The following is a 12,977-nucleotide window of genomic DNA, read 5'->3' on the forward strand; positions in this document are numbered from 1 at the left end:
TTGCCGGTTATGGGTACAACAGCCAAGACCCATTATCCATTAAACACTCTTTAGACGGAATGGTTTTACTAATGAGCTTTATTCCCGCAGGATTTGGTATACTCGCTACTGTGTTAATGTTGTACTACCCATTAACAGATGCACAACAAAAACAAATGACTGACGATCTCATTGCAAGACGCGAAGGTTAACCTATATCAATTTAATGTGACGTAATTTACATGACGACTATCTACCAAGTAGCAGAAAAAGCTGGCGTATCCTTATCAACCGTATCAAGAGTATTGAACGGGAATAAATCAGTAAATAAACAACTGCGAAAAAAAGTAGAAACGGCAATGAGCGATTTAAATTACCGTCCAAACTCCATCGCTCGCTCACTTGCCAGCAATCGCTCCGATAGCATTGGTGTATTAGTATCAGAGCTCAATTCGCCCTTCTTCGGCGAAATGATGGAAGCAATAGAAGCTGTGCTAAGAGCCGCCAATAAGCATGTCATTATTACTGTTGGCCACAACGATTTAGCCCAAGAACAAGATGGTGTAGAGTTTCTTATTAGTCGCAATTGCGACGCACTAATATTGCACGTAGAAGCACTTTCAGATGAACAACTTTACGCAATTAATGAAAGTAAAATTCCATTGGCTTTAGTGAACAGAATGGTACCGGGTTTAGAAGACAAGTGTATTTGCCTCAACAACGAAAAAGGCGGCTACCTTTCAACCAAACACCTTATCGAACTAGGTCACAGGCGTATTGCTTATATTTCCGGTCCCTTAGACAAAAGTAGTGACGCCAGTGAGCGTCTTGCCGGGCACAAGCGAGCACTAATGGAAGCCGGTATAGCCTTTGATAAAAATCTCTTTTTTGAAGGTGATTATTCAGAAGCGAGTGGTATCCAAGGTTTATCAAGCTTTATGGATAAAGGTGTCATATTCAGTGCCCTTGTGTGCGCAAATGACTGGATGGCAACAGGTGCGATGACAAGAGCCAGAGATTACGATATTGAACTGCCAGATGATCTTTCTATTGTGGGCTTTGACAATGTTATTTTTGCTCGCCAAGTCTTTCCCAAACTCACCACAATACACAACCCAATTAAACAAATGGCGGAAATGGCAGCGAAAAATATCCTTCGTCAGGTCTATAAAATACCAATGGATGTGATCCCTATGTTTGACCCCGAGCTTGTTCGAAGAGATTCAACAGCTCAAAAGAATTGAATAGACTCGTTAGAACGCTTATTGCCAAATCGCTTTTAAACCACGGGTAAACTCTTTTTCAAAGTCATACAGAAGAGTGCCTAATCCTTGCTTATTAATAACTTTTAAAACATTTTCTGGAGGGTGGCAGTGTTGCCATGAAGACAGAAATAAATTGTAAACAAGTAGAAATTTAATGCGTAGTTCTTCCAAATCATCACAGAGGCTAATCTTTTGTATTTTAGTTAGAATATTCAAAGTGATGTTATGCATATGATGTTTGAATTTAAGAATAAACTCGTCAGATAAATTATTCTCTAAAATCAACGGAGCAATACACGCAAGGTATACGCCTTTTGGCGATTGCGCTGAAAAATGAACAAAGCAGTCGGCTAAAACTTGGCTAACACTTTCAGAGTTCGATATGCTCAACCTATTCAACACATCTGATTCAAATTGAGTAAAGTAATTCATTAACAAAGATAGGTATATCTCTTCACGACTTGAAAAATAGAGATATACAGTACCTTTCGCCACTCCAGCTTGATTGATAATTTGATTAACCGATGGCAACGGAAAATCGCCACTGCTTAACAAATGCTGAGCGGCTGCCAAAATAGTATTTCGTTTAAGTTCTTTTTCTTGATTTGAGTATGCGCGTTTTATTGTTTACTCCAAACTCACTTTGTTTTTCTCTATCCAATTCAGTGTGTCTTCAATCGTCTGAGAAGTTGAGATTCTGGTCCAGTTTAAATCTTTTTGTATTTTACTGGTATCAAAATTTTGTGCACTGCCATCTAAATATTCTTGCATAACCCCTTTTGTTAACGTTCTCATACGACCAAATAAAAACGACTCTACTTTGTCAAAGAAAGGCAGCAATGGGTATAGATAAGGTGGAACCAAGCTTTTTGGTAAGCTAAGTTCAGGCCGTATTTTGGCTATAATTGCCAAAACGTCCTGCATTTTAACCGGAGAACCAGCCGCAATATACCTTCCTTCACTATGGCCATTTTCATAGGCTTTAATGTGAGCATTCGCAACATCTCGTACATCGGTTATCGCAAACTCCACAGGCAAAATCATCGGCATATTTTCATTTAAAATTTTATCAAACAAATACGTTGACGGAGTATGTTTACTGAAGTTAGGACCAATAATCATACCTGGTAAGATTGTCACTACATTTAGATTCATCTCTTGTGCTTTAAGCCACAAAAGTCGTTCTGCATCATTTTTGCACTTTGCGTAAAACTCATGAGAGTTATCGTTCCAATCTCTCTCATTTTTTTTCTCCCCATTAAAAGAGGATCCAACTGCAGCAACAGACGATGTATAAATTATTTTCTTTACGTTACATTCTGATGCTGCTTCAAGTACGTTTTGGGTTCCCTCTAATGCCGGTTTCAAAATTTCCAATTCAGGATTTTTTGCATGTAATTTGAAACCTGCAGCCACTTGAAAAATACCGTCCATGCCCTGAAAAGCAGAAATTAAACTCTCTTTATCAAGTAAATTAGCTTCTACTAATTCAACACCTAAAGATTTCAATTGAGCTGTTTTTTTATCATCTTTTGTGCTTCTTACTGTTGCGCGAACCACGTAACCTAAATCAACTAACTGTTTGACGATGTTGTAACCTAGATGCCCGTTTGCTCCTGTTACCACCACCTGCGAACTATGTACGACTTTACTATTCATTTTTTCAACCTCAACATATGACCAATGGTCATTATTTATGACTACCGGTCATTTGTAAAGGTGCACGCTAAAAATACAGCACCTTATGTACTGTATTTAAATTTGGTTTCCGTTAAATAGAGAGGGAAATACTTATACTCAGATGGTGTCTAACGCCATCAATTCGCGGTATTCGTCCAACGCATATTGGTCGGTCATACCGCTAATTAAATCTTGAATAAGACGGCAACGATAATAAAACTCCATTACTTGAGTATTGGGAAATCGAGAGGCATTTCCAGCAGTAGGCGCTAATGCATCTCTATATGCGCGCAAATGTTTAGGCGGTAGCTTTTTACACAACCTAGCCAATAACACAGGGACGTTTTTATCGTTTACCAATGCTTTAGAAAAGTCTTGTTCAGGTGCCTCTAATAAGGGCTTGTATTTTTCAAGTAACCCCGTGATAACTGTGTAGCCTTTTAACTCATTCGCTTCAACTTCACGGTGGTTAAATACATGACCAAAAGCCACTTTTTTCATAGCTTGGGCCACATTAGAATACGGCGAATCATCTTCAAGCACGTGACCTGCGTAACTTCCATCCATGATGGCTGGCAAATTTTTAAAAATCACTTTTGCAGCATATTGCACTAAAGACACCACAAAACTGCTTCTCATACCGATAAAAAACTGAGACACATCACTGGCATCATGGGTCGACCAATTTTCATGACTGGTGAGTATTTTTTCCATTCGCTTACAATCGGGAATAGTACCAGTTCCAGAACAGACACATTGTTGATTACAGCTCGGATATGACTTGGCGTATTCATCTAACAATAACTGCTTTAGGCTTTCAACAGAAAGCAGGTTCTTGTCTACGGCATCTTCCAAATCAGCAATACAATAAGAGATATCATCAGCGGCCTCCATTATGTAGGCTACGGGGTGACGATATCCGGCTTTTAACCCATGAAACTCAGTAATGTCATCGACCAGCGGTTTTTCACTAAAGTAATAACCCACTTTTTTCATTAAATAGTATTGAGGGTGGCTTTCTTCAGGCTTATTTTCTGTGCCACATCGGGTGTACTTTAAGACTGACGCAATTTGTGTTTTTGTTAGGTTTAATTTCTGCAAATGGGTGATCAGGCGAATCCCCTGCGCATTGCCTTCAAAATGGGTGATATCCTTTAACAGCGGTTTCGGTACGACCTCGGTGATACCCGTTTTGTCTTCAACGCTAAAAGCACTTCGAATACAGGGTTCTAAATGGTCGCCAAACCAATCTGTTATCGCCCGCTCACCAAAGTGACCAAATGGTGGATTACCTACGTCGTGCATTAGACACGACATTTCCACAATGCTTTCTAAGGCTTGCTCTAAACCTTCAATATCATCTTTAAAACTATCGTGCTTTTTTAATTCTTTCACAAGGGTGCGGGTAATAAACCTGCGCACAGCTGCATTTCTTTCTAGCGGAAAAACTTGGGTTTTTTGCTGAAGTCGGCGTACCGCTGCCGAGTTAATGATACGGCCACGGTCGCTTTCGCATTGATAAGTGATTTTATTAACGTAGGCGTCGCGTTTATCACCCTGCAATTCAGATGGAAAATCAGCCTCTTGCTGTTTGCTCGACGCATAAAACCGCTTAAGTGATATCTTTGATGAAAAGCCAGACACTGAAAACCCTTTCTATTTGATCGCTTAAATGCGACACCTAGTTGATATAGCATTGTCGTAGAAAATGGCTATGAAAATCAACTATTCACGTGACTCATTAACAGTGATTCATCTGGCTTGTTTCATTTATGCCTTAAACAGCCCTTTTAGCGCTTGAATGATATCTTCCGGCTCAGATCGTGTTCTGTAATCAACATCAAGGTAACGCCATTCAACACGGCCTTCAGAAGAAAGAACAAAAGTGGCAGGAATAGGCAATATAGTCGTACTTTCATTAGTGCTGATGTTATTAATTTGGTTCAAATCTAAACCTCGGTCTACCCGCATGTGTTCAATAAAAAATTCGGGCACTTCCCATGCAACACCATATTGCTTAGCAACCACAGAATCTTGATCGGATAATACATAAAAGCCCATGTCGTTAATTTCTTCAGCTGCCAACGAACCATCAGGTACTTCTGGGCTAATTGCCACAAGCTTCGCACCTAAAGCATGAATATCATCCATACGTGCTTGGAGGGCTTTTAACTGTAAATTGCAATACGGGCACCAGCTACCACGGTAAAAGGTGACAACAACAGGCCCTTGATTCAATAATTCGGCTAAAGAGGTGGGTTCATTCACCGCCGAAGGCAATACAAAATCAGGAGCGATTTGGCCAAGATTAATGGCGTTACTGCCTCTTTTAAATTCAGCTTCTTTCGCTAATAATTCATCAACGGTTTGCATAAATTCAGGTTTTGCGCCGCGACCTGCAGCCACTTTCGCTTGTGTTTGTTCTTTTAATGTTTTCATATTACTTTCCTTTTATTGCCAACAAAAAATAAACTCGAGGCAATAATGACACTGCATATCGAGCAACTAATAAAAACATGGGTGATGCCTCCTGGAACATAATCAATAAATGATGTTAAAAACTGGCCTGAGAACACCGCCATAGTGAAGTAAGATAAATTACGACCTCGTACAGCAAACTCACTAAGCTCCACTGTCATATGGTTTAGCAATGGAATTGTAAAACCAAAGCCAATACCAATACATATTGCACCGCAAATTAACGCCTCAGTACTGGCGTATAAAAAACACAAATATGATACACCGTACGCCATAAACGCCAATGCGAGCAATTTGGGCTTACTCAATAACTTACTTGCTTTAGGCATGCAGCCTGCGGTGATTACAGCAACGAATGAAATAAACGCGAGTAACCGCCCAATTTGCGCTTCATTAAACCCTTGTGCCGTCATAGTACTCGGCAGTGACACTGTAGAAGTAAAAAATATCGTCATTGCTAATGTCGACAAAATATAAACCTGCTTCAGTGACATCGCAGCACTGGCTTTTTGTAGCGGCTCATCGTTCTGAGGGGCAGATTCTGCTTTAGGATGTTTTGCAGGAACAAAAGCCAATAACATCGCCAAAAATACCCAAGCCAATAAATAAAGGGCAATGGGTAACCCCCAAAACAAAGAAGCCAGCAGTCCGCCTAAGAACAAAAAGAGTACGCCACCAATTTCAACAGCCATGCCTTGCTTGGCGATCATATGTAAACGCTTTTCACCTTGGAACCAAAGAGAAATCAATACAGTACAACTGGCCATAACTATGGCTGTTATGCCACCGAGCAAAAAACGATTAATCAAAATAGCAGCTGTGCCATGGATAAAATACAGCACGCCACCTACCAAACCATATAAAAATAGGCCAAGAGCAAGTAGCTTGTAGGCTCCATATTTATCGATGAATCGACCCGCTACAGGTGCAAATACCACCGCACCTAACGAAGGCAGAGTGATCAGAAGCACTGTGTTATCAACAATGCCTAAACCATTCGATATGCTAACCAAACCCGGCGCTAATAAAGTCCCAACCATAATGGTCAAGCTGGAAATACACAGCAGTGCAAAGCTCCCCAAGTTTGCTAACTTATTCATTATTGAAGCTCAAGAAATAAGACATGTAACAAGAATAAAGTAGAAGCTTAAATAACAAAAATGTTAACTTTTTATAGAATTAATACAGAAAACGTATAGATTAATCATCAACAGATATTAAATACGTAAAAGGCGACTCAGGCATGGATATAAAAAACCTCAAAAGCTTTATCGCCGTAGCCAAATACCAAAGCTTTTCTCAAGCCGCCAAAGAATTGAATACGGTTCAACCCGCGGTAAGCCGTCACATATCAGCCCTAGAAGATGAGTTAGGGGTAAATTTATTTAATCGAACGTCTAGAAATGTAGTGATTACACTTGCTGGTGAGCAATTACTAACTGATGCGAAAAATATTTTACACCTTTCGGAACAAGCTAAGGTTCAAGTAAAACGTGCCCACAATGGGCAAGTGGGAACAATTAATATTGCCTATTTAGGATCAGCTTGTTTGGCGTTTATGGCCGATTTAGTCAGTCGCTACAAAGCGCAATTTCCTTATGTGCATATTAGTTTATTTGAAATGACAGTGACGGAACAAATTGAGGCGTTAAAGAATAACAAAATAGACGTCGGGTTTTCACGTCCCCTGCCCAGCTCCATCACCAGCGATTACACAAGCCATAGGATATACCTTGATAAGCTTGTTGCCATTGTTCCCCAACATCATCCGCTGGGTAAGAATGAAAACATTGACTTATCTCAGCTAAAAAACGCCCCCTTTGTTTTGTTTAACCGAGAAGAAGCAATGGGCCTTTTCGATGAAACGCTGATTCAATGTAAACACGCAGGTTTTTCTCCTAACATCATCAGTCAGCCTAGAAACATGCAAACGCTACTCACAGAAGTCGCCGCAGGTTTAGGTGTATCGGTTGCCCCCAATTGCGTGCGCAAGCTATACAGCAAAGGTTGTCATTTCCTTAAATTAAACAATATAAACACAGAAATTCCCGTACACCTGCATCACAAAAACAATGCCGATAGCGCAACCATTAACGCCTTTGTGACAATTGCATTAGAAGCCAGAGCGAAGATTCAACGGGATATGTTGGAGTAAAAAGATAAAGCTTGAACTACAAATGGCGCACCCGATAGGATTCGAACCTATGACCTTTGCCTCCGGAGGGCAACGCTCTATCCAGCTGAGCTACGGGTGCTTTATTGACTATGTTTAAAGCTAAACTTAATCGAGAGGCGCGTATCATACTGACCAAAAGTCACATCATCAACCGTTTTCAGCATTCCACTTGGCCGTAAAAAGAACAAAACACGTTTCTGAAAAAAACTTTTCTCAACAGTTGTCACCATTTGTGTTGTAATTATAATCAAAATATAAGAATAATAATTGGAGCTCTCTTGAAAACTAATATAATTAGCGTAAAAACAGTGTTAGCCGCTGTTGTCTTTAGTGGGTATGTAAGCGCTAACGACAATTCAAAATCAGGTGAAGAAGTCTATAATACTTCATGCATTGGCTGTCATAGCACTGGAGTACTTGGCGCTCCCAAAGCAAAAGTGACAAGTGATTGGCAACCTTTATTAGATGAAAAAGGGTTTGATACACTTTGGAAAAATTCAATCACAGGCGTTAAAGCGATGCCTCCCAAAGGAGCATGCGGCTTGTGCTCAGATGATGAAATAAAAGCTGCAATTGAATATATGATCGACGGTATTTAGCCTATACTATTTAATTCTACAGTAAGGCTTTTAGGGATAGTCAGTGTTGTATTTGGTTAGCTTTATTCGTTCCCCGTGGTGAGCATGTATAAAACAGAAGAATCGCAAAAGGTAAACACAAGTCATTTAGGGTCTGAAAATGAGCTATCCGAAGAAGAGCTTCGTGAGCTTGTTCCCCAATTGCAACAAATGACGGTGAAATACAAGCGAGCTGAACGAGTCCAAAAAGCACTCTTAGATATCTCTGAACTTGCAAGTACCGTAAGTCATTTATCACGATTATATCCCTCTATTCATGAAATTATTGGTGATTTCATGAATGCTGATAACTTCTTCGTTGCATTTCTTAACCCAGAGCTGCAAGTTTTAGACTTCAGCTATTTTGTCGACGAACACGATGAACAAACCCTAACTCAGATTCCGATAGCCGACCTAAACGATGGTGTAACAGGTTACCTTTTAAAATCAGGCCAAAATTTAGTTTTCAAAAAAAATGAATTTGCCAATCTTGTAGAGAAAACCGGTATAAAACAATTTGGCTCGTTACCTGAGCATTTAATGGGCGTTCCATTGAAGCGGGGCAATCAAGTCATAGGTGCGATGGTAGTCCAGACTTATGATCCCAATGTGATTTACACAGCTGAAGACTTAGAAGTATTTTCCTTTGTATCACAACACATAGTAACAACAGTTGACCGGGTTAAGCGAAGTGAATTAACTGAAAGAACCATTCGCGAAAGAACCCGACAACTGCGAGAAATTAACGACGATCTACAAGAAGAAATTTTAGAACGCCAACGCATTGAATCTTTACAAAAAGCGTTGTTCGAAATATCCGAGTTGTCCGCAGCATTAGACGACGATATGAACGCTTTTTATGCTCAACTCCACGAGATTCTGAAGCGATTAATGAGCGCTCCGAACTGTTATATTGCCTTGCTAGACAAACAGCGCGAAAACTTAGAGTTTCCTTATTACAGCGATACCACTGAAGCGCAACCGACAAAGCGTACATTAGGCTTAGGGTTAACTGAATTAGTCATCCGCACCAAACAAGCTGAGTTGGTGAATTCAACACGAGTACTTGAACTTGCCGAATCAGGTAATTTAGAAGTCCCTATTGCGCAAAGCGTACTAACAGAATCAATAACTTGGCTAGGCTCACCTTTAATTGTGGAAAACCAAATTGAAGGCGTCATTGCCATTCAAAGTTATGGCACGCAAGCCTCTTATACAAGTAAAGATTTAGAGCTTCTAAAGTTTGTATCTCATCACATTGCTTCTGCTATCGAAAGAAAGAAAAAAGCAGAAGAAATACAAACTCATAATGCCGAATTAGAAATGCGAGTTCAGGTTCGTACTGAAGAACTAGATAGCGCCAACCAAGTGCTAAAAAAGCAAATTGAAGAGCGTAAAAAAATTGAGTTAAAACTTATTCACGACGCCCACCACGATTCACTAACAGGCTTGCCAAATAGAAGCATGTTCAACAGTCGTTTGGATTTGGCGATTGCGAGTAAAAAACGGCGCCCCGAGTCGTTGTTCGCAGTCCTTTTCATTGATTTAGACCGTTTCAAAGTAATTAACGACACTCTTGGCCACCATGCTGGTGACGAATTTTTAATAGAAGTTTCAAAACGTATTTCTGAATGTATACGAGGTCACGACTTGTTGGCGCGACTGGGCGGTGATGAATTTGTCGTGTTATTGGACTGTTTTGAAGATTGCTTAGATGTAGAGGTGATAGCCAACCGTATTATTACCAGTGTGTCAAAACCCTTTGTTTTAGATAGCAAAGATATGTACTCCGGTGCAAGTATTGGTATTACACCATTAGATGTATTTTATAATAGCGCAGAAGAAGTAATACGAGACGCAGATGCAGCTATGTATCAAGCGAAGAACCAAGGCCGAGGCCGTTTCGTTGTGTTTGACAAAAGCATGCGTGAGCGTTTACTTGAAGAAATGGAAATGGAGACCCAGCTTCGTCAAACCATGAGCCATAGTGGATTCAGTAAATATGTGCAGCCCGTCGTGGCATTGCCCAGTACGATGCCGGCTTATCACGAGTTTTACCTGGTTTGGGAACATCCAACATTAGGCTCTATCTCCAGAGAACAATTCCGTCAGGTTGTTGAGCACAGTGGCTTAACTATTGAGCTTGATTTGTATCAATTAAAAAGCGCATGTGACTATATTAAAAAAACAGGTACTAGTATTAAAAAAATTGCCGTCAATATGTCTATCAAGCACTTGTTGCAGCACTCCTTTGTTAGCAAAATTTTAGATGAAATAGCTTCCAACGGGTTATCACCTAAACAACTCGTTTTTGAATTTGATGAAAATGACTTAAACCATCGCTCTCAATTGATTTTGCCCGCTATAAAAAAATTAAAGCGTGCAGGGATTACTTTAGTGTTAGATAACTTTGGTAGTGGCCTTGCTTCATTGAGTTATTTATTTTCTTACCCCTTTGATTTTATTAAGGTCGATCATCGCTTTATAAAATCATTACCTCGTTCTCAGCGTAATTTAAAGCTTATTCAGTCGATTATGCTTATTTCTGAACATTTACACTTTGACGTGATTGCTGATGGTATTGTTACCCAATCACAGTTAGACGCCTTAACCGAAATAGGCAGTAAGTTCGCTCAAGGTAGTTTGCTTTTCCCTGCGGAGTTAATTGAAACCTCTAACTGCGCAATATTAAAAAATGAAGACTAGTTAAGCCTATTTCCCCAACATGTTACGTAAATTGGCAATACTGGTCTGCCCCTTGGCTTGGCGCTCCTCACCACTGACTTTCTTCTTTTTATCTAACCACTCCACATCATCCACTGGCAACTCGTACAAAAAACGGCTTGGCTCAGGTTGAATAATTTCTCCGTATTGGCGGCGCTCTCTAGTTAAACTAAAGGTAAGTTCTTTCATTGCTCTAGTAATTCCCACGTAAGCCAAGCGACGCTCTTCGTCTACGTTATCTTCATCAATGCTCGACTGGTGAGGCAGTAACCCTTCTTCCATACCAACCAAATACACATAGGAAAACTCTAGCCCTTTAGACGCGTGTAATGTCATCAGTTGGACTTGATCAGCATCTTCGTCATCCTCGCCCCGCTCCATCATGTCTCTCAAAATAAAACGGTTCACAGCCTCTTGTAGGGTCATTGGCGGTTCTAGTTCATTCCCTTCTAGCATGTCTTTCAACCAACCAAATAACGTGCTGATATTACGCATCGCCATTTCAGCTGCTTTCGGAGTCGTACTGGTTTCATACAACCAAGATTCGTAATTAGATGATTTAATGAGATCCCTGACGCTTTCATTGGCATCACCGCGCACAACATTATCGGACAAGTTGACTATCCACTGCACAAAACTCTGTACGGCATGCAAGGATTTCCCCGACAGCACAGATGGCAAGGCATCATGGGCCGCGGCTTCAAACAGAGAGACTCCCAGTTCATTTGAGAAGTTACCCAATTTTTCCAACGTAGCACGACCTATACCTCTCGAGGGCGTGTTTATTACGCGTAGCAATGCATTGTCATCATCCTGGTTCACCAATAGTCGCAAATACGCCATGATGTCTTTTATTTCTGCACGACCGAAAAACGACGTTCCGCCACTAATCTTGTAAGGAATTCGATTGCTCATAAGTAACTTTTCAAATAAACGGCTTTGGTGGTTTCCTCTGTACAAAATGGCGTAATCGCGATAGTTGGTACGATTCATAAATTTATGAGCAATTAATTCTGCGATGACTTTTTCGGCTTCGTTGTCTTCGTTTTTTGCGATAACCACTTTTAACGTTTCGCCATATTGATGTTCACTAAACAGGCTTTTATCGAACAGATGCGGGTTATTTTGAATAAGAATATTGGCGCAATGCAGTATTCGCCCAGAAGAACGGTAATTTTGTTCTAGTTTAATTACATTTAGACGCGGAAAATCCTGTTGTAAAAGTTTAAGGTTTTTCGGCTGAGCACCTCGCCAACTATAAACAGACTGGTCATCGTCACCCACCACAGTAAAGCGAGCTCGCTCCCCAACTAAATACTTAATAAGTTCGTACTGACTGGTATTGGTATCTTGGTATTCGTCCACCAGTAAGTACTGAATTCGGGTTTGCCAGAGCTGGCGTATTTCTGCACTGGATTTAAGCAACAAGGTTGGCAGCATAATAAGATCATCAAAATCGAGCGCATTGTAGGCTTTTAAGTGATTTTGATATTGCTTGTAGTAGCCCGCAAACGCTTTCTCCCCATCAGAGCTTGCCTGCTTTAATAACGCGTCAGGACTACTTAAGTCGTTTTTCCAGTTAGAAATAGTCGATAACAATAGAGACAACTGGTCTTTGTCTCCGTCGAAGTCGTGTTCAGTTAAATCTTTCAGTAATGCTAAGCTATCTTTGTCATCGAATAATGAAAAACCTGCTTTTAACCCTAATGCAGGTAAGTGTTTTTTAATGATATCTAAACCCAAGGTATGAAACGTGCTTACTTTCAAGCCTCGTGCTTCTTTTTTACCCAAGGTTTGACCCACCCGCTCTTTCATTTCCCGAGCAGCTTTATTGGTAAAGGTAACCGCAACAATACGCCTTGCGGGTATATCGCACTGCCTAACCAAATGAGCAATTTTATTGGTAATAACGCGGGTTTTACCACTACCTGCACCGGCCAATACCAAACATGGGCCAGAGATATATTCTACGGCAGATTGTTGAGCTGGGTTTAACTTCATGCTGGTATCCGAATGGTCATGGTTTTAAAATTGCCGTATTGTAATGCCATACACAAC

The 12,977-nt window shown here is 40.4% G+C and carries 10 protein-coding genes, 1 tRNA gene and 1 pseudogene; 5 read left to right on the plus strand and 7 right to left on the minus strand.

What is annotated here, in order from left to right:
* A pseudogene (locus J3L16_RS15145) lies at positions 1–191 on the plus strand (MFS transporter); the annotation flags it as partial.
* Positions 192–221: 30 nt separating this feature from the next.
* On the plus strand, positions 222–1,223 hold the full coding sequence (locus J3L16_RS15150; RefSeq protein WP_207613848.1) for a LacI family DNA-binding transcriptional regulator: 1,002 nt from the start codon (positions 222–224) through the stop codon (positions 1,221–1,223).
* A gap of 18 nt (positions 1,224–1,241) precedes the next feature.
* On the opposite strand, the gene J3L16_RS15155 is transcribed toward J3L16_RS15150, so the two are convergent.
* From J3L16_RS15155 to J3L16_RS15175, 5 genes are all read right to left on the minus strand, one after another.
* Positions 1,242–1,817 (minus strand): TetR/AcrR family transcriptional regulator, encoded by a 576-nt coding sequence (locus J3L16_RS15155; protein WP_207613849.1) that lies wholly within the window; start codon positions 1,815–1,817, stop codon positions 1,242–1,244.
* Positions 1,818–1,871: 54 nt separating this feature from the next.
* Positions 1,872–2,903, minus strand: coding sequence for an NAD-dependent epimerase/dehydratase family protein (locus J3L16_RS15160; protein WP_207613850.1), 1,032 nt, complete (start codon positions 2,901–2,903; stop codon positions 1,872–1,874).
* A gap of 138 nt (positions 2,904–3,041) precedes the next feature.
* Positions 3,042–4,568, minus strand: a complete 1,527-nt coding sequence (dgt, locus tag J3L16_RS15165) for a dGTPase (protein ID WP_207613853.1) — start codon at positions 4,566–4,568, stop codon at positions 3,042–3,044.
* A gap of 126 nt (positions 4,569–4,694) precedes the next feature.
* Positions 4,695–5,363: a peroxiredoxin-like family protein gene (locus J3L16_RS15170; protein WP_207613855.1), complete on the minus strand. Its 669-nt coding sequence runs from the start codon at positions 5,361–5,363 to the stop codon at positions 4,695–4,697.
* Entirely contained in the window at positions 5,360–6,502 is a 1,143-nt protein-coding gene (locus J3L16_RS15175) for an MFS transporter (protein ID WP_207613857.1), read from the minus strand. Before J3L16_RS15175 ends, J3L16_RS15170 begins: the two co-directional genes overlap by 4 nt.
* A 143-nt stretch (positions 6,503–6,645) precedes the next feature.
* Here J3L16_RS15175 and J3L16_RS15180 point away from each other — a divergent pair, with 143 nt between their 5' ends.
* The gene (locus J3L16_RS15180; RefSeq protein WP_207613859.1) at positions 6,646–7,557 is read left to right on the plus strand and encodes a LysR family transcriptional regulator; all 912 of its coding nucleotides are present in this window, start codon (positions 6,646–6,648) and stop codon (positions 7,555–7,557) included.
* Positions 7,558–7,580: 23 nt separating this feature from the next.
* On the opposite strand, the gene J3L16_RS15185 is transcribed toward J3L16_RS15180, so the two are convergent.
* Positions 7,581–7,657, minus strand: a tRNA-Arg gene (locus J3L16_RS15185).
* Between the two features lie 229 nt (positions 7,658–7,886).
* On the opposite strand from J3L16_RS15185, the gene J3L16_RS15190 reads away from it, so the two are divergent.
* Both J3L16_RS15190 and J3L16_RS15195 read left to right on the plus strand, forming a co-directional pair.
* A complete protein-coding gene (locus J3L16_RS15190) occupies positions 7,887–8,177 on the plus strand; it encodes a c-type cytochrome (protein WP_347564695.1) in 291 nt (96 codons plus the stop codon).
* Between the two features lie 84 nt (positions 8,178–8,261).
* A complete protein-coding gene (locus J3L16_RS15195) occupies positions 8,262–10,901 on the plus strand; it encodes an EAL domain-containing protein (RefSeq protein ID WP_207613860.1) in 2,640 nt (879 codons plus the stop codon).
* Positions 10,902–10,907: 6 nt separating this feature from the next.
* Here J3L16_RS15195 and rep read toward each other — a convergent pair whose 3' ends face one another.
* Positions 10,908–12,920 (minus strand): DNA helicase Rep, encoded by a 2,013-nt coding sequence (gene rep / locus J3L16_RS15200; RefSeq protein ID WP_207613861.1) that lies wholly within the window; start codon positions 12,918–12,920, stop codon positions 10,908–10,910.
* Positions 12,921–12,977 lie beyond the last annotated feature (57 nt).

Source organism: Alteromonas sp. 5E99-2 (genome assembly GCF_017368475.1).
Taxonomy (GTDB): Bacteria; Pseudomonadota; Gammaproteobacteria; order Enterobacterales; family Alteromonadaceae; genus Alteromonas_F.